19 protein-coding genes are annotated in these 20,663 nt (G+C 57.2%); 6 read left to right on the forward strand and 13 right to left on the reverse strand.

The window, feature by feature from the left end; translation table 11 throughout:
* The first annotated feature begins 123 nt into the window (after positions 1–123).
* Positions 124–777: a hypothetical protein gene (locus WG936_RS07940; protein ID WP_339572566.1), complete on the forward strand. Its 654-nt coding sequence runs from the start codon at positions 124–126 to the stop codon at positions 775–777.
* On the opposite strand, the gene WG936_RS07945 is transcribed toward WG936_RS07940, so the two are convergent.
* Positions 715–3,030 (reverse strand): MMPL family transporter, encoded by a 2,316-nt coding sequence (locus WG936_RS07945; RefSeq protein WP_339572567.1) that lies wholly within the window; start codon positions 3,028–3,030, stop codon positions 715–717. The two genes, WG936_RS07940 and WG936_RS07945, sit on opposite strands and share 63 nt — an antisense overlap.
* A gap of 318 nt (positions 3,031–3,348) precedes the next feature.
* Here WG936_RS07945 and WG936_RS07950 point away from each other — a divergent pair, with 318 nt between their 5' ends.
* The 3 genes from WG936_RS07950 to WG936_RS07960 are packed head-to-tail and all read left to right on the forward strand — an operon-like array spanning position 3,349 to position 5,128.
* Complete coding sequence (locus tag WG936_RS07950; RefSeq protein ID WP_339563845.1) at positions 3,349–3,714, forward strand: GntR family transcriptional regulator; 366 nt, start codon at positions 3,349–3,351, stop codon at positions 3,712–3,714.
* Positions 3,711–4,808 (forward strand): DUF1648 domain-containing protein, encoded by a 1,098-nt coding sequence (locus WG936_RS07955; protein ID WP_339572568.1) that lies wholly within the window; start codon positions 3,711–3,713, stop codon positions 4,806–4,808. Before WG936_RS07950 ends, WG936_RS07955 begins: the two co-directional genes overlap by 4 nt.
* A gap of 53 nt (positions 4,809–4,861) precedes the next feature.
* Positions 4,862–5,128: a hypothetical protein gene (locus WG936_RS07960; protein WP_339572569.1), complete on the forward strand. Its 267-nt coding sequence runs from the start codon at positions 4,862–4,864 to the stop codon at positions 5,126–5,128.
* Between the two features lie 61 nt (positions 5,129–5,189).
* Here WG936_RS07960 and WG936_RS07965 read toward each other — a convergent pair whose 3' ends face one another.
* Complete coding sequence (locus WG936_RS07965; protein WP_339572570.1) at positions 5,190–6,824, reverse strand: peptide chain release factor 3; 1,635 nt, start codon at positions 6,822–6,824, stop codon at positions 5,190–5,192.
* Between the two features lie 48 nt (positions 6,825–6,872).
* Between WG936_RS07965 and WG936_RS07970 the strand changes: the two genes are divergently transcribed.
* Together WG936_RS07970 and WG936_RS07975 are read left to right on the forward strand one after the other, a co-directional pair.
* Positions 6,873–7,889, forward strand: a complete 1,017-nt coding sequence (locus WG936_RS07970; protein ID WP_339563841.1) for a nitronate monooxygenase — start codon at positions 6,873–6,875, stop codon at positions 7,887–7,889.
* 61 nt (positions 7,890–7,950) lie between these two features.
* A complete protein-coding gene (locus WG936_RS07975) occupies positions 7,951–9,402 on the forward strand; it encodes a glyceraldehyde-3-phosphate dehydrogenase (protein WP_339572571.1) in 1,452 nt (483 codons plus the stop codon).
* Between the two features lie 69 nt (positions 9,403–9,471).
* Here WG936_RS07975 and pth read toward each other — a convergent pair whose 3' ends face one another.
* The 11 genes from pth to WG936_RS08025 all read right to left on the reverse strand — a co-directional run bounded on the left by pth (position 9,472) and on the right by WG936_RS08025 (position 20,623).
* On the reverse strand, positions 9,472–10,056 hold the full coding sequence (pth, locus tag WG936_RS07980) for an aminoacyl-tRNA hydrolase (protein WP_339572572.1): 585 nt from the start codon (positions 10,054–10,056) through the stop codon (positions 9,472–9,474).
* Between the two features lie 74 nt (positions 10,057–10,130).
* On the reverse strand, positions 10,131–10,775 hold the full coding sequence (locus WG936_RS07985; RefSeq protein WP_339563838.1) for a 50S ribosomal protein L25/general stress protein Ctc: 645 nt from the start codon (positions 10,773–10,775) through the stop codon (positions 10,131–10,133).
* Between the two features lie 165 nt (positions 10,776–10,940).
* Complete coding sequence (locus WG936_RS07990; protein WP_339572573.1) at positions 10,941–11,912, reverse strand: LLM class flavin-dependent oxidoreductase; 972 nt, start codon at positions 11,910–11,912, stop codon at positions 10,941–10,943.
* A 218-nt stretch (positions 11,913–12,130) separates the two neighbouring features.
* On the reverse strand, positions 12,131–13,108 hold the full coding sequence (locus tag WG936_RS07995; protein ID WP_339563836.1) for a ribose-phosphate diphosphokinase: 978 nt from the start codon (positions 13,106–13,108) through the stop codon (positions 12,131–12,133).
* 11 nt (positions 13,109–13,119) lie between these two features.
* Positions 13,120–14,583 (reverse strand): bifunctional UDP-N-acetylglucosamine diphosphorylase/glucosamine-1-phosphate N-acetyltransferase GlmU, encoded by a 1,464-nt coding sequence (gene glmU, locus WG936_RS08000; protein WP_339572574.1) that lies wholly within the window; start codon positions 14,581–14,583, stop codon positions 13,120–13,122.
* Between the two features lie 135 nt (positions 14,584–14,718).
* A complete protein-coding gene (locus WG936_RS08005; RefSeq protein ID WP_339572575.1) occupies positions 14,719–15,942 on the reverse strand; it encodes an MFS transporter in 1,224 nt (407 codons plus the stop codon).
* A 78-nt stretch (positions 15,943–16,020) separates the two neighbouring features.
* Positions 16,021–16,857, reverse strand: a complete 837-nt coding sequence (locus WG936_RS08010) for a hypothetical protein (RefSeq protein WP_339572576.1) — start codon at positions 16,855–16,857, stop codon at positions 16,021–16,023.
* Positions 16,858–17,177: 320 nt separating this feature from the next.
* On the reverse strand, positions 17,178–17,627 hold the full coding sequence (locus WG936_RS12270; RefSeq protein WP_445227945.1) for a PIN-like domain-containing protein: 450 nt from the start codon (positions 17,625–17,627) through the stop codon (positions 17,178–17,180).
* On the reverse strand, positions 17,627–18,259 hold the full coding sequence (locus tag WG936_RS08015) for a DUF433 domain-containing protein (RefSeq protein WP_339572577.1): 633 nt from the start codon (positions 18,257–18,259) through the stop codon (positions 17,627–17,629). Before WG936_RS08015 ends, WG936_RS12270 begins: the two co-directional genes overlap by 1 nt.
* Positions 18,260–18,413: 154 nt before the next feature.
* Positions 18,414–19,577: a tyrosine-type recombinase/integrase gene (locus tag WG936_RS08020; RefSeq protein WP_339572578.1), complete on the reverse strand. Its 1,164-nt coding sequence runs from the start codon at positions 19,575–19,577 to the stop codon at positions 18,414–18,416.
* Positions 19,578–19,672: 95 nt separating this feature from the next.
* Positions 19,673–20,623 (reverse strand): DUF3800 domain-containing protein, encoded by a 951-nt coding sequence (locus WG936_RS08025; RefSeq protein WP_339572579.1) that lies wholly within the window; start codon positions 20,621–20,623, stop codon positions 19,673–19,675.
* Positions 20,624–20,663 lie beyond the last annotated feature (40 nt).

Here is a 20,663-nt window from a genome sequence, read left to right on the forward strand (position 1 = left end):
CTCAATATTGTGTTCTTTGGGGGCGTTTGGTGAAAACCATATCAGTAGCGGAGTCGCTACATGCGGGGTGGGTAGAATCAGTTTCAATAGTTTAGTTTCTCCTACAATTCGGAGCGTGCCTTAGTGCTTCATGCGTTGAGTTTTGCCTTGATGGATTCCGTCAATGTGCTGCTGATCGGGGTCATTGTCGCCATCGGTGTGGTGCTCGGCCCCAGAGCGAAATACCCGCAAGTGGCGGCGCTACTCGTTGGTGGCGACTGGTTGGGAGTCTTTGTGGCGTCCATCCCGACCCTGCTTCTTTTCAACTTGGTGGAGTCTAAGGTCAAGAACATCCTCGATTCTCCCGTTTTTGGTATTTTGCTGATCGCCACTGGCGTGCTGGGTGCGGTTCTGACAATGCGGGGCGGAGATTCCTCCGGGTTGATTCAAAAGATTCTGGATCCGCTGCGAGCACCCTCCGTGAAAACGGTCCTGACTGGCTTTGTGCTCGGCGTAGTGCAGTCTTTCACCTCGGTGCCGTTTTTCGGCGGGTTAGCGTATCTGAGCGCGAGCGGTTTTTCCTCGCTGATCAAGTACACCACGCTAGTGCTGTATGCAACGCTTGCGCTGAGCCTGCCGGCGTTGACCGCGGTCCTGGTGGGATTTGTGCGTAAGTACCCAGAGAGCCCGGCGGGCCGCGGATTTGAATGGGCCCGAGAACATCAGACGCAGGTGTCAGCTTTTGCTGGGTACTTTGTGGCTGTGGTGCTCATCCTGATGGGCGTTTTCCACCTTTAGCTGCGGGGGACGAGCTTCTTGAGCTGCCAAGGGAAGCCGCCAAGCGCGTTCGCCAAGTAGGAACATCAGTGCTGGGATGATAGTCATCCGGACGATGAAGGCATCAAAGAATACAGCGACGGCTAGGGCGAAGCCCATCGTTTTGATGAAGACAGCATCGTGGAACATGAACGAAGCGAACACCGCGATCATGATGAGGGCGGCCGAAGTAACCACACGGGCGCTGTGCTTGAAACCGTTGGATACGGCATCAGCTGCAGATTTTCCAGCTTCCCAGCCCTCACGCATACGGGACACCAAGAACACCTGGTAATCCATCGCGAGGCCGAAAACCAGACCTATCAGGATGATCGGCAGAAACGAGATGAGTGGCTGGGGGTCGTCGACAAGCCCAAACCAACCCTCTTGGAACAACGCCACTGTGATGCCAAAGGTGGCGGCGATGGAGAGCAAAAAGCCAGCCGTGGCGATGAGCGGCACCCACAGCGAACGAAATACTGCGATGAGGGTGAGGAATGCCAACACCAGCACCAATGAAATGTAGGGCAGAAGCGCATCCGAAAGACGCTGGGAAAGGTCAACGAACACAGGCGTCATACCGGTGATTCCATAGCGCACGCTTGTCGACGCCTCCTGCGCCCGCAATCTGTCCAGCGTCTGCGCCGCGCGGTGATCAGTCGCGGAATACTGGGTGGTGATCAGCAGCTCCACCGCCGCAAGATTCGAGGTGGCGCGGGTCGGCTGGACGTGTGCCACGCCCTCGACCTTCTTGATGGATTGGGCTGTGGAGAGCAGGGCTTGTTTGCGCTCCTTTTCCGGCAGCATTGACGCATCGACAAGGGCGAGCATCGGATAGTCGCGGCCTGGGCCGAAACCAGATTCCACCATGTCCGCAGCGCGTCGGGTCGGCGTGTGTAGCGGGGCGGAAGAATCCGTGGGCATGGCTAGCTGCATGCCCACCGCCGGGATCGCACACACCAGCAGAAGGAGCACGCTGGGCGCTAAGAAACGCAGCGGATAAGCCCTGATCAGACGGATCCATGACAGCCCTAGTGTGGGTTGTTCATCCTCGGGGTCTGGAGCCTTGAAGAAAGGAACCCGGCCAGCGAATGCACGTTTACCCAGTGCTCCGAACAGCGCCGGGAGCAGGGTTAGCGCCACGAGGACAGCGAGCGCGACGGTAGCAGCAGCAGCGTGCGCCAGGGCGGTCAGGAAAGGGATTCCAATGACGGTGAGCGAGGCAAGCGCGATAAATACGGTGAGCCCGGCGAATACAACGGAGCGACCAGCAGTCGAAGTGGCGATCCCCATCGCATGTGCGCGTTGCTCCTTTGAGAGCAGCTTCATGCCGGATCGAAGCTGATCCGGGGTGAGGTTATTGCCAATCTGTCCAACCAGTTCGCTCCGGAACCGTGCTGCGATGAACAGTGCGTAATCGACTCCCACCGCGATGCCGATCATGGTTGCTAGTGAAGGCGTCAAAAAGTTGATGGCGCTGGTGAAATGCGAGGCGATCATGACACCGGATAGGCCAAGAATGACGCCGATGAAAGCGGTGATCAGTGGCATTCCCGCTGCCAGCAGGGAACCAAATGTTGCCATGAGGACCAAGGCCGCCACCGCGAATCCCAGCAGCTCGGAACTCATGGAAAGAGTGTCGTCGCCAGTGAATGCATCGCCGTAATAAGCCACCTGAAACTCGGGAGCATCGTAGGAGTCTAGGATCTTGCGCGCCTGTTTCAGATCGGCGCCAGGAGGATAGTTGAGCTCGAAAATGCCGGTGTCTTTGCGGCCATTTACTGGGCTAGCTGCACGGAAATCGCCCTCGATCATGCTGGCGGGATAGCCGAGTTTCGACTTCTCCTCGTACATGCGTGAGCGCAACTTGTCAGCGGACTGCTGCGGGCTTGCAATCTCGAAGGAATCGTTGAGGGCGGGGTCAGCCTGCAACTCGGCGATCATACGGCGCAAGGTGTCCTGGCTGGCGGCGTCGTTAAGCGTGCTGCCCTCAGGTACCTGCACGACCACCTTGCCAACCAAGACAGGCTCGCCTATCGACGGCGGGAAGTGCACATCAGTCTCTTCGCGTGTAGCCACGCTGGGCATGTCGGGGATATCGAACGCGCGGGAGAGAGGTTGCGCACTCAGACTGGCGATGCTGACCGCGCCAACAGTAACGATGAGCCATACAGTGCACACCAACCACCGGCGCAGGTACGCGAAATGACCCGCCGCATAAAGAAAACCGTGCATGCCCTTGTTTAAGACTCCTTCATTTACTCCAGTAATCGCTTAATAACGATACGTTGCTGAATCGTTACGAACATGCGGACAGGGGTAGCCAACGGGGCATGCCCGTGGGTCGAAGACGGTGAACCTCGTCCCTCAGCGCCACTGCCGTTATGTTGTAGCGTGCAAGATCTTAGCTTCCCGCCTTGGGACAGTATCGCGGACTGCGTCGCCACGCATTTTGACTTCCCTTGCGGGCTTTGCATCCGGCAATGGCGGTGGTGCTAGCGTCCACACCCAGCAAATCTGTACTATAGGGGGTGGTACAGATTGGAGCGAGTGATGATGTACATCAATCCCGAGGAAGCAACGCCGGTTTATCAACAATTGCATGATCAAATCATCGTAGCCATCGCCTGTGGCGAGCTGCGGCCAGGGGACAAACTTGATTCAGTGCGTGGGGTAGCCATGAACTTCGGTATCAACCCAGCGACAGTGAAAAAAGCCTATGACTTGCTCAAGGAAGAAGGAGTAATCTTCACAACAGGTCGATCCGGCTCCGTCGTTGCTCACCCTAGCGGCAATACCACTTTGCTCGAGCGTGACGTGCGGGGACTTGTTGCTAAGGCCAAGACGGCCGGAGTGGCGCCAGAAGAACTGCATCAGCTTATCGATGCTGCGATCGATGAACTGGAGCTGCCTGCGTGACCGCCTTCATTGCCCTGCTGAACCTGTTGTCCGTGGCATCCTTCCTTATCGTTCCTTATGCCACGCCCAAGGAAATCGCATTCGGCGTTCGGGTGCCGGAATCATATCTCGGCGAACCTATTTTGGAAAAGGTCCGCCGCGAATTCGTGGCGTCGGTCGGCGTGCTGGCGGTTGTTGCTGGCGGACTTAGCTTTGCGATCCCGAATGAGGATGCCGCTGCCCTTATTTCGCTGTGTGGTCTCCCGTTCGGGCTAGGGCTATGGTTACGTGCTCGTGCACAGCTGAAGGCGGCGAAGCAGGAAGGGGAGTGGTTCGCCGGTGTTGATACTGCGTTGGCGGGAAGCGTGACTGGGGTTGGCGGCAGCCGGATTCCGCGCTACCCGGTGAGTTGGTTCGGATTCGTCATCGAAACGGTAGTGATCCTCGCGGGAATTGCGGTCATTTCGGCGCATTGGCCAGAGATCCCGGATAGCTTCGCCACGCATTTCGATGGGAATTTTCAACCTGATGCCTGGAGCGAAAAATCCTTAGGAACCGTCTTCGCGATGCCGCTGTTGGCGCTCGCGTTAGAGGTGCTATTTGTTTGCATCGCACTCCCGATGACAGTTTTTCCGGTGTATGCCCGCAGCGGAAACAGTGAACGCAGTAAGCACCGCAACGGTGCTGCCATTGCAGCTTCGGTTACTAGCATGGGATGGTTTTCCGCAGTCCTGAATATTGGGCTCGTTTGGGGCGGGATTGCGATGGTCGTTCCGAGCTACAGTAGCTGGATAAAGCCAAGCATCATTGTGACTCTGCTGGCTACAGTGTTCGGAAGCATCGGAATGCTGGTCTACATTGTTGTTGCGGCTGATCGTGCAGGAGAGAAGTTTCCTAACGACCGCAGAGGGGTACCGCAGGGGACTGATAATGACCACTACTTCAAGATGGGCATGTTTTATGTCAACAAGGATGACCCGGCAAAGCTGATCGATAAACGAGCAGGCTTAGGCGTGGGCTTTAACTATGCGCACTGGCCGGGGCAGCTCAATATGGCAATTCTAGTGCTAATTCTGCTTGCATCCGTTGTGTCCATGATGATCGCCATAAGCTAGCTGACCTTATGCTGAGGCCCGTGCCCGTAAAACTACGACCTTGAGGAGGGGCCGTGTCGCCTCGTTTTCCGATGGCATTCATTGAGAAGATTTCCGGCATGGCCTTTAGCGCAGCGATGCTAGGAGTGCTGAACGGGGCATACAACATGCACCGACACGCAGCTAATGCCCAGCAATTATCCTCGCAGTACATTGGCTCCGCGACGGAGCGCCTGTTGCTGTATGGAGTAATAGCATTCCTAGCAACAGGGGTTATCGTAGTCTCACTTCTTGCGCAGCGGAATGAGCAGCCAAAAGAGCGCACCTCCGGCGTGGTTTGAGGACGTGAGTTCGAAACCTCGCAGGCTTCCACTGCTTGTCGACGCCAACCGGATCGGCGACCTAGTCCGCTACCAACGTCTCCATCGTGAGCTCTGGGTGCTCCTTTTCCACGAAGGCGAGCTTCCACTTGTCACCAAAGAGCGCAATCAGCTCGCCATCGGTGCGGGTGAAAATCTCCACGCCGCGTTGACGGCCAAGTTCTTCAGCTGAGGCCGCATCGGTGCGTCGGGCAACGGAGTACGGGATGGGCTCGGTGACGGTCTCCACGTTGTACTCGTTTTCCATCCGCGCCTGCATGACCTCGAACTGCATAGGACCGACGGCTGCCATGACTGGGGCGGCGTCGCCACGCAAGTCATTGCGCAGGATCTGAACGACACCTTCGGCGGCGAGTTGGTCGAGTGCTTTGCGGAACTGCTTGTACTTGCCCAGGGATTTCGCGCGGAGGGTACGGAAGTGCTCTGGGGCGAACTGAGGCATTGGTGGGAATTGCACCTTGTTGCCCTCGTAAATCGTGTCACCAGGTGCCAGGGAGCCAGCGTTCACTAGACCGACAATGTCACCTGGGAATGCGGATTCGACGGTGGAGCGGGTACGGCCGAAGACAGTCAGGGCGTACTTCGTGGAGAAAGTGCGCCCGGATTGTGCGTGGGTGACCTGCATACCGCGGTCGAACTCTCCGGAGACAACACGCATGAAAGCCAGGTTGTCGCGGTGGTTCTTATCCATGCCTGCCTGCACTTTGAACACGACGCCGGAGAAATCGTTTTCAATATCGCGACGTTCGTCGAAAGTGCCGGTTGCGGCCGCGACTACGGCAGGATCTGACTCCCGTCCGCGTGGCGATGGAGCCAGCGCGCATAGCGTGTCCAGAATCTGGTGCACGCCGAAGTTGAGCATCGCAGAGGCGAAGATGGTGGGCGAGGTGGTGCAGTTTTCGAAGAGCTCCTGGTCGTGGACAGCACCGTCCATTGTCATCAGCTCGATTTCTTCCACGCATGCATCCCACGCGTCGCCCTCCCGAGAGACTGCCTCGTCAGGGGAGTAGTGCTCTTCGGGGGCGATGGTAGAGCCGCCCGCAGTGCGCAGGAAGTGGATGTATTCGTCTGCTTCGCCATCAGGTGAGATACGTGCGAGGCCACGGAAGTCGCCAGCTTCACCGACTGGCCAGAACATTGGCGTGGGTTGCAACTGAATTTCGGAGACGATTTCGTCGACAAGCTCCAGTGGAGTGCGGCCGGGGCGGTCCCACTTGTTGATCACGGTGACGATCGGTAAACCACGCGCCTTACAGACCTTGAACAACTTGAGGGTTTGCGGCTCGAGCCCCTTGGAGGCGTCGACAAGCATGACGGCGGCATCGACGGCGGTGAGTACGCGGTAGGTGTCTTCGGAGAAGTCGGCGTGACCCGGCGTATCCACCAAGTTGATCATGTATGGCTCACCGGTGTGCCCCTCGGGCGCGTACTCGAACTGCAGTGCCGAGGAACCGATAGAGATTCCGCGCTCCTTCTCCATATCCATCCAGTCCGAGACGGTAGCTTTACGTCCGGCCTTGCCATGAACAGCGCCGGCCTCAGAGATTACATGTGCGTGGAGCGCCAGCGCCTCAGTCAGCGTGGATTTACCAGCGTCGGGGTGGGCGATGACGGCGAAGGTGCGACGGCGAGAGGCCTGGGTGGCAATGGAGCTCATGGGGTATAAGGATAGCGGTTTAGCTGGATCATCACTAAAAAGGAACCCATGACCATCCTCGAAGCCCTTGAAGTGCCCATTATTGCAGCGCCAATGGCAGGCGGACCGTCCTCGCCCAAGCTTGTCGACGCCATCGCCGCCGCCGGCGGGTTCGGATTTCTCGCCGCCGGCTACCTGAGCCCCGAAAAGCTAAGAGAACAACTGGCAGCGGTCACGGCTCCGCGATTCGGCGTAAACCTGTTTTACCCGCAGGAGCCGCTGGCAGAATTCCTGGAGGTGGATGCCTACGCTGAACGGCTCGCACCCATCTTTGCGGCACATAACGTGCAATTTCCCGACTATCGCGGCGCAGACGAAACGGATGGGTTCGCCGCGAAGCTCGACGTAGTGTGCGAAGAACAACCTGCCGTTGTCAGCTGCACTTTTGGACTCTTCTCCGAGGAAGAAGTGGCTCGGCTACACGAGGCAGGAATTGAAGTATGGATGACTGTCACCAACCCGGAGGATGCGCGTGAAGCTGCGCGCCGGGGAGCAGATGTCCTGGTTCTCCAGGGGCCAGAAGCCGGCGGGCATCGGGCAACGCTCACTGTGTCGGAAGAGCCCGACGGGAGATCTTTGCTGGAGCTATTGGCAGCAGTGGACGTCGAGAAGCCCCTGGTTGCGGCAGGTGGTCTGACCTCTGCTGCAGCGGTCCGAGCTGTCCTCGATGCGGGAGCGCGGGCCGCAGCGTGCGGAACTGCCTTTTTGCTCGCGGACGAAGCCGGTACCGGGCAGCTGCAACGAGAGATTGTTACCCGAGGTGGGAAGACCGCAACTACTCGGGCATTTTCGGGGCGAATCGCCCGCGGAATCGAAACTGAGTTCATGCGGAACAATATTGACGCCCCCGCGGCCTACCCCCATGTGAACACCTTGATGAAGCCGATTCGGAGCGTTACTTCGGACACAAATTACATCGCTGCTTGGGCAGGTAGGCAGGTTGAACATGCTTTCGCGGGTAGTGCTGCTGAAATTGTGGCTGCCCTGTGTGAGGGGGAGCCAGACACGGCAAGCAAAACCCGGTAAATTCGACTGTGTATGTCATCAGTGCACAGCTGATTTTTAACCTTGAACCGTGGAGGACCCAATGACGGAGCAGACCCCGATTTCTCAGCAAGACTGGAACGAGCGAATTGAAATCGCAGAGAAGATGATCCCGCTGATCGGAAAGCTACGCCGCGAGAGCAACGTGGTCACCTCCATCTTCGGTCGTCTGCTGGTCACCGCCACGGAAATCGACATCATCAAGGCACACCGCTACGCGCGTCGCATCACGGACCATGAGGTTCCGCTCACCCGCACCCTGCCGATTCTGGAAGAGCTAGTAGAGATGGACTTGGGCACCGTGTCCATCGATCTCGGCGCCCTGGCCACCAAGTTCGAAACAGAGGGTGGCGATCTGCGCACCTTCTTGGAGCGCGAGCTTGACGACGTCATCGGCACCGCTGACAAGACCCCGCAGACCGACATCGTGCTGTACGGCTTCGGCCGAATCGGTCGCCTGCTGGCCCGAATCTTGCTGGCGCGCCAAGCAATGTACAACGGCCCACGGCTTCGGGCGATCGTGGTTCGCAAGAACGGTGATCAGGACCTTGAAAAGCGCGCATCTCTGCTGCGCCGTGATTCCGTCCATGGTGCCTTTGAAGGCTCGATCAATATCGATCCGGAAAACAACATCATTTGGGCCAATGGCACCCCGATCCAGGTAATCTATTCCTCCGATCCTGCTGCAATTGACTACACCGAATACGGCATTAACGAGGCGATCGTGGTGGATAACACCGGTCGCTGGCGCGATCGTGAAGGCCTGGAGCAGCACCTGAAGTCCAAGGGTGTCTCCCGGGTACTGCTGACTGCTCCAGGTAAGGGCGACATCAAGAACATCGTCTACGGAGTGAACCAAAAGGACATCACCCCAGCTGACCAAATCCTTTCTGCGGCATCATGCACCACTAACGCCATCACCCCAGTACTCAAGGTGCTGGATGAGAAGTGGGGCGTGAACTACGGACACGTCGAAACCGTGCACTCCTTCACCAACGATCAGAACCTGATCGACAATTTCCATAAGGGAGCGCGCCGTGGCCGCGCCGCAACCTTGAACATGGTGATCACTGAGACGGGTGCCGCGAAGGCTGTCTCCAAGGCACTGCCACAATTTGAAGGCAAGCTGACCGGTAGCTCCATTCGCGTCCCTACCCCAGACGTATCCATGGCAGTGCTGAACTTGAACATGGTCAACGATGTAGCCGTCGATGAGGTGAATGATTACCTGCGCCAGGTTTCGCTGGTTTCAGAGCTGCGTCAACAGATCGACTACATCAAGTCCCCGGAGGTGGTTTCCACAGACTTCGTCGGTTCTACCCACGCGGGTATCGTGGACGGCTTGGCCACTATTGCAAAGGGCAAGCAGCTCGTACTTTACGTGTGGTACGACAACGAGTTCGGTTACTCCAACCAGGTGATCCGTATCGTTGAAGAGATGGCGGGGGCGCGCCCGAAGGTTCGCCCGATGCGACTCGAGTTGTCTGAGGTTTAAGCAGGAAACTGCAGCGCAGTTAGCCCGCCTGTGAGGTCAAGGGGATGAACACCCCGGCCTGACGGCGGGCTATTTTGCGTGAATTGTATTTTGCGCGAATTCGAGGCCACGCTCCACTATTAATGTGGCGCCCTCTGCAGCATCGGCACAGATCGCGCCGAGAGCGGCGGCCTCTTGCAGACTGAAGGGTTTGAGCACATAGGAAGCTGGATCTTGCCGTCCAGGTGGGCGACCTATACCTATCCTGATCCGCAGGTAGTCCTTGGTTCCTAAAGAAGCAGAGGTAGAGCGCAAGCCGTTATGGCCGTTTTCCCCGCCACCTTTTTTTAGCCGTACGGTGCCAAAATCCAGGTCTAATTCGTCATGAATGACGATGACGTTCGTGGGAGGGATTTTGAAGAAATCGCACAGCGCCCGAATGGGGCCACCGGAAAGGTTCATAAAGGTGCGTGGTTTCGCCAGTACCACCTTGGTGTCACCGATGCGGGTTTCAAGAATTTCGGCGTTCGACTTCTTATGGACACTAAAGCTGCCCATGTGGTTTTCAGCGACCTCGTCGATAGCCATGAAGCCAACGTTGTGGCGAGTGGCTTCGTATCGTGCGCCGGGATTGCCAAGGCCGGCGATCAAAAAGGGTTCGGACATGTAACCCATTGTTTCATAACAAAAACCGGCCGGGGAACCCCGACCGGTTAAGGTATTCGAACAGTGTTACTTAGAGAGAAAGATTACTCTTCGTCTTCAGCTGCTGGTGCTTCCTCAGCAGGAGCGGACTCGCCACCAGCTTCAACGTCTGCGGCAGCCTCGTCAGCTTCTGCTTCATTGTCCTCTGGAGCAACGAAGTTGACGATGAGCAGCTCAGGATCGTCGGTCAGGGTTGCGCCGGCTGGCAGGACGATGTCAGCAGCAGAGATCTGGTCGCCGACAACCTTGCCGTTGATGTCCACGGTGATTTCTTCTGGGATGGACATTACGTCAGCTTCGATGCGGATGGTATCTGCATCCTGCATGACCATGGTGCCAGGGCCAGGCTCACCTGCAATGACTACAGGAACCTCAACCTCAACCTTTTCGCCCTTCTTGATGGCGAGCAAGTCAGCGTGGTCGATTTCCCAGGTCATGACGTTCTGATCGACGTGCTTGATCATGGCCAGCTGCTTTTCGCCTTCGATGTCCACGTTGATCACGGTGTTAACGCCGTGGTTACGAACGATCTTGGTGAGCTCGATGCGGTCCACGTTGATGTGGAGTGGCTCGAAGCCGTTTGCGTAGATGACAGCAGGAACCAGGCCGGCCTTGCGTGCACGACGTGCGAAGCCCTTACCGAATTCCTTACGTGGGGTTGCTTCGATAGCAATTGCCTCGTTAGACATGTTGTTGCCTCCAGATAGTTATGGTGAAGGCCGCTAGACAAGCAAAAAGCCTGCGGCCAACTCGCGGTAGTGTGTCATCGTCGAGTTTTCGCAGGCGTAAGTGTGAAAACCATCGCGTCGATAACGGCCCCTATTAGGTGCCCTCGCCGAGACTGCGAAAGCATATCACGCGCGGAGGTTACCGAGCAATTTCAGCGTGCGCAACTGGCCGTCGAGATGCGGCGACGCCAGTGTGGTGATGATTTCATCTGCGCGGACCTGCTCTGCAAAGCTGCGGTGGTAGTCCGCGACTTGCTCCGGAGTGCCAACAGCGGAGTACTGCAGCATCGAACGGACTTGATCCGCCGCAGGGGAGGACAACAGCAGTTGCTTGTCCGTGGCGCTGAAGCGACGATTGCGTCCTACGAGGGCTTCAACGCGTAGTTGGAAGGCTTCCTCGGCTTCCTGGGTGGCTACCGCTGGATCTTCGGCGCAGATCGTGTTCAGTGCTGCAATGAAATAGGGCTCAGGGTGCTGTTCCGAGGGCTGATAAGCCTCGCGGTAAATTCCTGCTGCGTGCCGGAGATGCGTGGGGGCGAAGTGGCTGGCAAATGCATATGGCAACCCCAGTTGGGCGGCGAGGTTCGCGCCAAAGAAGCTGGAGCCGAGGATATAGAGTGGCACGTTAGTGCCGTGGCCGGGATATGCGTTGACTTCGCGAGGCTGGGAGCTGAGGAGTTCTTGTAGTTCAACGACATCGTCGGGGAAGGTTTCCGAGGCATTGGGGGAACGACGCAGCGCCCGGAGTGTGGTTTGGTCAGTGCCTGGGGCGCGACCGAGGCCGAGGTCGATGCGTTCGCCGTGCATTTCTTGTAACGTGCCAAACTGCTCCGCAATCACAAGCGGAGAATGATTCGGCAGCATGACGCCGCCTGCACCCAAGCGGATCGTGCTGGTGTGGTCGGCAACGTGTCCGATGAGTACCGCGGTTGCCGACGACGCAATGGTTGGCATGTTGTGGTGCTCCGCGTACCACACGCGTTTGAATCCCTGTTTCTCCGCCTCCTGAGCGATCTTGACTGAGTTACCGATCGCTTCGCTAATCGACGCGCCTTGGCGCAGATGGACGAGGTCGAGGATTGAGACGGGGACGTTCACCGTTACAGACCTTTCTTTCAGCAACTCGGAGCTTTTCTTTTCAGCCTATGCCTTTCTCAGCATGAGTGGATGTGATATTCACATCGGACCCGCCTTATGGGCTTCTTCCTAGGGGCAGAGTGGAAACAATGATGAACTGGGCTGCGAAGACAGAAAACCCGGCTGCCACGCGTTCTGAATCGAACGGGGACCGCCGGGTTTGATGTTGAGGGCAGCTACTAGGCCTGGCCCTCAAAGAGGGTGGTTACAGAGCCGTTCTCGAAGATCTCCTTGATGGTGCGAGCGAGCAAAGGCGCGATCGACAGCACGGTGAGGTTGTCCCAGCCTTCAGTGGACTGCGGCAGAGTATCGGTAGTGATGACTTCCTTGGCGCCACACTGGGAGAGTCGCTCACGGGCTGGATCGGAGAACACGCCGTGGGTGCAGGCGATGATTACATCGGTTGCCCCGGCTTCGCGGAGGACGCCGACGGCGCCGGCGATGGTGCCGCCGGTGTCGATCATGTCGTCGAGAAGCACACAAGTTCTACCTGCGACATCGCCGACAACACGGTTCGCAACAACCTGGTTGGCAACCTCGGTTGAGCGGGTCTTGTGGACGAAAGCCAGCGGGGCATCGCCCAGGGTGTTTGCCCACTTCTCAGCGACCTTCACGCGGCCAGCATCTGGGGAGACAACGCAGATGTTTTCAAGGGAGTAATTTGCCTTGATGTAATCCGTGAGGATCGGCATTGCGTGCATGTGGTCGACCGGGCCGTCGAAGAAGCCCTGGATTTGGTCAGTGTGCAGGTCAACAGACACGATGCGGTCTGCGCCAGCAGCCTTGAGCAGGTCTGCAACCAGCCGAGCGGAAATTGGTTCGCGGCCGCGGTGCTTCTTGTCCTGGCGTGCGTAAGGGTAGAACGGCAGGATTGCGGTGATGCGTTTGGCGGAACCCCGCTTGAGGGCGTCGATCATGATCAGCTGTTCCATCAGCCATTTATTGAGTGGCTGAGTGTGAGACTGGATCACGAAGGCATCGGAACCACGTACCGATTCCTCGAAGCGGACAAAGATCTCGCCGTTAGCGAAATCGCGGGCGGTCATCGGGGTGAGTTCAACACCCAGTTCATCAGCCACAGCTTCGCCGAGTTCCGGGTGTGCACGCCCGGTAAACAGCATCAGGTTCTTATGGCTTTCAGTCCAATGTGCGGTCATAATGACGCAGCTTAGCCTTCCTGCTCGGATTCTTTGGCATCCCGCAAGGCCGCTTCAGCTGCCTCAGCTGCTGCGGTGCCTGGACGCTTCTTCTGGACCCAGCCCTCAATTGTGCGCTGGCGACCTCCGGAAACGACGAGAGCTCCTGGCGGGACATCGTCCTTAATTACTGTACCCGCACCGGAGTAGGCACCATCACCCACGGTCACTGGAGCGATAAACATGGTGTCAGAGCCGGTTCGGACATTGCTACCAACGGTGGTGTGGTGCTTGTTTACGCCGTCGTAATTGACGAAGACAGAAGAAGCGCCGATGTTGGAGTTTTCGCCGATAGTGGCATCACCGACGTAAGTCAGGTGTGGCACCTTAGAGCCGTTTCCGATCTGAGCATTCTTGGTTTCCACGAAGCCGCCCAGTTTGCCCTTCTCACCGAGCTTGGTGCCAGGCCGCAAGTAGGTGAATGGGCCGACCGTTGCTGCTGCGCCGATCTCGGAATCGAAGGCGTGGGTACGGACGACAGCTGCCCCCTCGCCGACGGTGACGTTGACCAGGGTGGTGTCGGGGCCGATCTCGACGTTGTTGCCGATCACAGTCTTGCCGCGGAGCTGTGTGCCGGGGTGGATGATTACGTCTTGGCCAATCTGGACGTCAACATCAATAAACGTGGTCGCCGGATCAATCAGGGTCGCGCCGCCGCGCATAGCGGCGTCGCGGAGACGGACATTCATTTCTGCGTTCATGGCAGCAAGCTGCACGCGGTCGTTCACGCCGGCGATGAGCATGGCGTCGTCAAGCATGTGGCCGCGCACGATCTTGCCCTGGCGGCGTGCAATGCTCACTACGTCGGTGAGGTAGAACTCGCCCTGGGCGTTGTTGGTATCCAGCTGGGTTACGGCCTCGCGCAGCACAGCAGCGTCGAAAGCGTACACGCCCGAGTTGATCTCAGTGATAGCGCGTTGCTCGTCGGTGGCATCTTTCTCCTCCACGATTGCGGTGACGCCCTTAGCATCGCGAACGATGCGACCATAACCCTTCGGAGCGGCAATGTTGGCGGTCAGTACCGTAACGGCAGCATCGTTTCCGTGCTTATCGACGAGTCCGGCTAGGGTCTCCCCGTTGAGCATCGGTACGTCGGAGGTAGTCACCAGCACGGTGCCCTGGAAATCGGCAGGTAGAGCCTCTAGACCGCAAGCTACGGCGTGGCCCGTACCATTTTGTTCTTCCTGAACCGCGGTCTTGACCTCGGAGACACCCAACGCGGGGGTCTCAGCTTCAATGGCCGGCAGGACCTGGTCACGGCAATGCCCAACCACAGCAATCAAGTGCTCGGGATTGAGCTCGGATGCAGCGTGCAATGCATGCGCTAGCATCGTGCGACCTGCAACTTCATGCAGCATCTTCGGCTTAGCGGACTTCATGCGCGTGCCTGCGCCTGCAGCAAGGATCACTACCGCTACCGGATTAGCGTCGGTCATGGGTCTCCGATCTAGGGAAGGGGATTTTATACCCCAATGAATTTACCTTAGACGCGCGCTGGTAGTGGCCTTAACGCTAGAGACGGTGGTTGAGGAATCCAATTAATTGCTGGTAGGAGAACCTGGCTGCGGCAATTAGTGGCCTTGTAATGCGTCTGGGCGGCTGACGTCGGCAAGCGTGCGGGCCGCGAATGCGCCGATAAGCCCTAGTGCGGCCAAAAACAGCAACGCAGCGTGCGGGCCCCAATGGGAAATACCGCCAGAAACCGCGCCGGTGAGCAGCAATACAACACCCATTGCGGTGTTTGCGACAGCCACATAGCGAGTCCGCTTTTCGCCTTCCGCCATGTCAACAACATATGTTTTGCGGCCCACACGAATTGCAGTGTGGATTAGATGGATGAGAAAGAATCCGGCCGGAATGATCCATGAGTTCCAGCCCCGACTTAGCCACAACGAGCTGGCCACAACCGCTGCTAAGACTAAAGACGCAGCGAACGCCCCATGACGCATGACATCCTTTGCGGATCGGTCTGCCCATTTGCCAGCGATTCGCCCGCCGGCAACGGCAGCCACACCCGAAGCCAGCAGGAATGAACCAAGGCTGCTGGGGGCGAGCAAAACCAGAAATGTTGGTGAGAGTGCGGAAACCAAAAGCAATGAGCGGACGATGACGAAGCGCCGAAACGGTGCGTCGTCTTTGAGTAGCTGCCAGGCGTCAGCTATCCAATTGTTTGGAACGTGTTCTGGCGCAGTTGACGCGGGCTCGAGAATTGAGCTAAACACCACGCCCGCCAGTAGCCAAGCAACCGCGGAAGCAAAAATGAGCCCTACTAGAACTGAAACCGGTGGCTGCTTGCCTAAAGCCAAAAGTGCTGCTCCGATGGTGAGTACGGCGATTCCACCGGCCATAGTGGCAGTGCCCGTAAGCTGCCCGCGGCGCCCCTTGGCGATGGTACGGCCCTGCACATCCTTTGAAGCTATGGAACACAACGCGCGACCATTTGCCAGCAATCCCAGGAGCACAATCACCGCGATGCCTAAGCTGAGTCCGGAAAACGCAAGAACGCTCAGCCCGATACCGACGGCAGCCACCCCTTGAATGATCGAGCCTGCGGTCCACACTGTCGTACGGCTTCGCTGCCTTAATACCCACGGGGTGAGTGCGGCTTGCGGAAGCATGGAACCGGATTCCCGGATGGGTACAAGGAGAGCGGAGAAGAACGCCGGCACCCCGGCGGTATGTAAGAGGAAGGGCAATACCGTTTTGGCTGCCACGACTTCGTCTCCAATGCTCTGCAAGCCGTTGGCGAGCACGAATCGACGAGAGTTATGGCGTTCGTTTTCCACGTGAGACATAGTTGATCCATCATAAAACCTGGCATGCGAAAAGCCCCAGCCGAGAGGCTGAGGCTTAGCGCTTAGCTTTAGGGCTGATTATGCGTTGCGACGGCGGATAACCAGGCCTGCGCCTGCTGCGAGCAGCAGTGCGAAGACTGCTACGACCGGAGCTACTGGAAACTCAACGCCGGTGGAAGCAAGCATGCCACGCTTGGCAGGGGCAGCCTTTTGCGTTGGCTGCTGTGCCTTTGGTGCCTTCGGGTCGATACCCTTCTGCGGAGCGTTTGGATCTACACCCTTTTCCGGAGCAGCTGCAGGGGTTGAGGCTGGAGCCGGAGCTGGGGCCGCTTGGCCAGCTGGTTCGGAGGAGCCGCCCGAGCTGAGTGCAGCGGAGCCCAAAGCGAGTGCACCAAGGCCCAAACCGGCGGCAACTGCGCCATCGGAAGATCCAGAAGAACCTGGTTCAGGGGTGGCGGTCGTCGTTGGAGTCGCCGTTGGGGTGGTGGTTGGGGTTGGCTCAGCCGTCGGAGTTGCCGTTGGGGTGGCAGTTGGCTCAGCCGGGTTTGGAGCTTCCGTGATGATGATGACGCCCGTAGCGGAAACCGTGCCGACGACAGGGGCCTGACCAGTAGCGGTGACAGTGTAGGTGCCAGGGGTGGTTGGGGTGCCGGAGATGGTGTAAGGCTTAGATCCGGAGAAAGTCATGCCCGCTGGCAAGCCAGATACGGTCACATTGTCTACTGTCTGGACCGACTCGGGGAGAACTACGGTCGCAGCGGTGCCAGCAACGAAGGTCTGAGTGCCGAGGCTAAATTGAGCCTGGGCTACGGAGGTGCCGGTCAAGGCAGGGAAAGTGGCCCCTGCGACGGTCGCAGAGAGGGCTAGTGCGGTTGCGGCGAGTGTGCGGCGTGCGAAGAGAGAGCGAGCGGTCATACGAGTAACTCCTAAATGGAAGGATCTATTTCACTGCTTATTGTCAATGATTTTGTCCTCAAAAGAGCCAGTTGTCTCGGTATTGTTGCAAAAACTTTATATGTCACCAAAGGTGATTGGCGGGAGCAATAATGAGCGCGCTAGCTGGAAATGCCTGGTGGCTTCGGCTGTGGAAGGCCGCAAAAAGGCTGACCCCCTATCCATCCGGAAATGGGAGCCAGCCTATTTTAAAAAGCTTCCCCACCAGGACTCGAACCTATCAGGCGGCCGGGTTTTCCCTGGGCTTTTGTGCGATTTTCGCACTTTTGACTATTTTTTGACTATCGAGGTAACTGCACTGCCGTGTATGGGAAGTTGTTCAGATGCCATGCACTCATTATCTGTTGGGGGCTTCGGGGCTGATTCTTGACGACAAATTTCAAAGGCGACCCAGTTTTATCCATCAGAAAAATGATGTGAGGCAGTGCGAGACAATACGATGAGATCAGCTGTGAGATTAGTTGAATGCCCTGTCCCTTTGGTTCTTTGTGACCGATCCAAGTCAGGCCAGATTGTTCTAACGCTTGCCTTTCATCTGGATTGACTAGTTGACGTCGATCCCGAGTTATCAGTGCATCAAATTCATGGTTAACAAGTTCGGAATAGAGTTCGATGTCCGGAAGCGTATTCAAATTCAAGTCTCTGATGTGTACGAACTCGTGCGGCCGAAAGAGAGTTTCCCATGTGCGGCAGACAAGAGGAGATTCGTTAGCGTCGATAGCAAATCGCATTAAGCCCAGCCTCGCTTTGCTTCAACCTGTTCCATGAAGCTCAATGCATCGCGGGCGTCTTCCGCAGTGACGTCCGGGTAAAAGTCTCCGATCGATTCGATTGGTACTGAACCATCTGCAACGAGGTTGGCCACACTATCGAATGCGACTCGAGTTCCTCTGATCGTCGGGAAGCCGCCCAGTCTGTGCTCATTTACCTCTAGCTTTGGGCGAGGGGATAGGAAATTCACAACTTCGCCGACGCGATTAGGGTGCTGGAAGCCCCTAAAAATGTCGTCCAAATTGCTGATGATCTTCTGTCCGTTGTGTTTTAACAGGTCCGTAGCCTCGGCACCTTCATCTTCAACCAGGAATACACTGTCACCGTCGCTAACGAGCGTGTAGGACGCAGGGTGTTCCGTCAGATTCAATTCTCGGAGGTTTGACATTGCCTTTCGGATTGCCTGGAGAGAGTGATCGGTTCGCAGCTTGACGAAGGTTCGTAGAGCGATGAGGTCTCGAAAGGACCAGAGGAACCCCTCTCTGCGGTCATCACAAAGTTCTGGATGCAACAGACCTTTTTTGTTCCATTCGTAAAGCTGGGACTGAGATGCGCCGGTCAGCGCGACAGTTAGATCCAACGGATATGCCATACTTTTCACCTCCTCATTTGGCAGCCTCTGACTCGAAACCAGTTTCCCACGAAAGTCCACGTGGCCGAATCATTGGCAGCCAAACGGTACGAAAATAGTATACGGCAGGACTAGGCAGGATTAGGCAGGATTGGGAGCACCACACCCGGAAATGTCACACCGCCTCTAGCGCCCCGATATCCGGTTCCTCCGTTTCCTCAAGCTCAGCCTCGGTCACTTCCTTCCGTGCCTCCGCCGCCGGCACGCCTTCGTTCATCAGGTCGAGGACATCCGCGACCTCGTCCAGGTCCCCATCGAAAAGCGACGCGTAGGTGTCCAAGGTCATTACCGCAGAGGCATGCCCGAGTTGCTTCTGCACAATCTTGACGTTCGCCCCCGCTGACACCAGCAGCCCGGCCGCTACGTGCCGCAGCCCATGCGGCGTGATGCGCGCCGGGATCTCACCTGACGCCACGCACTTATCGACGGCCCCGGCGAACCATGTCTTATGGCCCGGGGAGATCATCGGACCACCATCACGCGCCGGCCAAATCAGCGCCTCCTGATCCGCGCCCTCCACCAGCGGCGCGAGCATGTTGCACACGAAAGACGGCACCGCCACCGTCCGCTTCTCATGCGTCTTAGGATCACCGATCAGCTTCGTCGACCCATCGCGAACCATCGCCCGGGACACCGAGATTCGACGCCGCTTCACATCCACATCTCTAGGACGCAGTACACACAGCTCACCCCACCGCAGCCCAGTCGTGGCCAGCACCCAAATGATCTCCGGATACTTTGCATCCTTCGCCAACGCCCGCACCTGAGACAGCGTGAGAAAGATCTGCTCCGACTTCTTCTTCCTCGGCAACCGCACCTTGCGCGCCGGGTTGTTGGGGATGAGGCGGTCGTTGACGCCGATGTCGAGGATTTGTGCCAGGACGCTGTGGCAGCGTCGGACGGAGGACGCGCTCATGTCTTTGGCTAGCAGGGAGACCCAGCGTTGGACGTGTGAGTGTTTGATGCTGGCGATCTCGATGTGGCTCCACTCGTCGTCGATGTGGGTGTCCCAGGTGAGCTGCATGAGGTTTTGGGTGGAGATCTTCATGTGGGTGCGGGTGTCGAGCCAGATGGCCGCGAGCTCGCCGACGGTGGTCTCACCTGCGGAGGGTGCGATAAACGTGCCTTGGCTGACTTCGACGGTGACTGTTGCCGCGAATTTCTTTGCAGCGCCTGCGGTTAGGAACCCTCGTTTGCCTGAGGGCTTGCCGTATTGGTCGACGTATTGCACCCGGTAACGGGTGCCTTTTTTCGTTGTGTATGGCTGAACTGATGCCATTGTGGATACACTTCTCTCGTGCTTGAACTCTGAAAGGAGTTCGGGTCCATTGCCCTTCACCTGGTCTTGCTTGGCGGCTGTCAGGTGGAGGGTTTTTAGTTTGTCGTACCGTTTCTAATTTGCTCTAGCTTTGCGTGTAATTCTGGTGTTCCAGCTGAAATGAGGCGTTGGATCATTCCTTCGTTTTTGAGGCGCTTTCGTTCACGTTGTGATTCTCGTCGTTGTTCGATTTCCCAGAATCGGGTTGCGTTGACGAGCTGTTCAGGAAAACACTTTGAGTCTTTGGTTTCAGCGTTCGACCAGATGATGGAGTTGGATGTCGGCTTTGATTTACGGAAAATGTCGCGTCCCAGGTCGACTGCCCATGAGAATTCGGATTGTTCTGCGAAGTGGTAATCAGTGAGCCTGCCTAGAATTGCGCATGTCCAGTCTGCCATTTGGACGGTGCTGTACAGGTGACTTTCAGTTTGGAGCGGAACCTCTATTATGCTTCGGTTTTCTTTGTTGTGGCGGGAATAGATTGTGGCGCCGAGTGTGGCGACGGCACGTGCTCGGTTGTCTGTGTCTGTTGCATCCATGATGACCATGAGGCGTTCGTCTCTGTCCGAGGCCAGTGTTCCAAGTCGGTTTATGGCTTGGATGAGGCAGTGGTTTTCACGGTCCTGTGATGTTTCTTTGGTTTCACTTACGGGGCCGAGGGGCTTTTGCTGACCGTAGAAAAAGATCTGCCCGTCGAAGCTCCCTAGTTTCCGGTAGATACGTTGGAGTGCTGGCAGAATTTCATCGCTGTACTGATCGATATTCGCAGTCGTCAGCAGCGCTGAACCCTTCTTTTCCCATTGGTCGGGCGGGGTATCAGATCGTTCTATTTCCCACGCGAGCAGCTTTTCTTTGACGTATTTGAAGTATCCGCCCATACGCCTGACATTGTCTGCGGGAAGCACATAACCGGCGTATCCAAAGCATGGATGGGTGTTGAACTTTCGGTGGTCATGACGAATGTATGGGCCTTGATGGCCAAACTCATCGAGGTAAGCGATAAGCATGTAGTTTTCCTTTGAAATGCTCAGCGGCCAGATCACCAAT

This window comes from Corynebacterium sp. H127 (genome assembly GCF_037482665.1).
Classification (GTDB): Bacteria; Actinomycetota; Actinomycetes; order Mycobacteriales; family Mycobacteriaceae; genus Corynebacterium.

Bases quoted from the DNA above. Each gene is read 5' to 3' on its own strand.
- WG936_RS07945 (WP_339572567.1), bottom strand. From the start codon at position 3,030: ATGCACGGTTTTCTTTATGCGGCGGGTCATTTCGCGTACCTGCGCCGG.
- WG936_RS07950 (WP_339563845.1), top strand. From the start codon at position 3,349: ATGATGTACATCAATCCCGAGGAAGCAACGCCGGTTTATCAACAATTG.
- WG936_RS07965 (WP_339572570.1), bottom strand. From the start codon at position 6,824: ATGAGCTCCATTGCCACCCAGGCCTCTCGCCGTCGCACCTTCGCCGTC.
- WG936_RS07970 (WP_339563841.1), top strand. From the start codon at position 6,873: ATGACCATCCTCGAAGCCCTTGAAGTGCCCATTATTGCAGCGCCAATG.
- WG936_RS07975 (WP_339572571.1), top strand. From the start codon at position 7,951: ATGACGGAGCAGACCCCGATTTCTCAGCAAGACTGGAACGAGCGAATT.
- pth (WP_339572572.1), bottom strand. From the start codon at position 10,056: ATGGGTTACATGTCCGAACCCTTTTTGATCGCCGGCCTTGGCAATCCC.
- WG936_RS07985 (WP_339563838.1), bottom strand. From the start codon at position 10,775: ATGTCTAACGAGGCAATTGCTATCGAAGCAACCCCACGTAAGGAATTC.
- WG936_RS07995 (WP_339563836.1), bottom strand. From the start codon at position 13,108: ATGACCGCACATTGGACTGAAAGCCATAAGAACCTGATGCTGTTTACC.
- glmU (WP_339572574.1), bottom strand. From the start codon at position 14,583: ATGACCGACGCTAATCCGGTAGCGGTAGTGATCCTTGCTGCAGGCGCA.
- WG936_RS08005 (WP_339572575.1), bottom strand. From the start codon at position 15,942: ATGTCTCACGTGGAAAACGAACGCCATAACTCTCGTCGATTCGTGCTC.
- WG936_RS08010 (WP_339572576.1), bottom strand. From the start codon at position 16,857: ATGACCGCTCGCTCTCTCTTCGCACGCCGCACACTCGCCGCAACCGCA.
- WG936_RS12270 (WP_445227945.1), bottom strand. From the start codon at position 17,627: ATGCGATTTGCTATCGACGCTAACGAATCTCCTCTTGTCTGCCGCACA.
- WG936_RS08015 (WP_339572577.1), bottom strand. From the start codon at position 18,259: ATGGCATATCCGTTGGATCTAACTGTCGCGCTGACCGGCGCATCTCAG.
- WG936_RS08020 (WP_339572578.1), bottom strand. From the start codon at position 19,577: ATGGCATCAGTTCAGCCATACACAACGAAAAAAGGCACCCGTTACCGG.
- WG936_RS08025 (WP_339572579.1), bottom strand. From the start codon at position 20,623: ATGCTTATCGCTTACCTCGATGAGTTTGGCCATCAAGGCCCATACATT.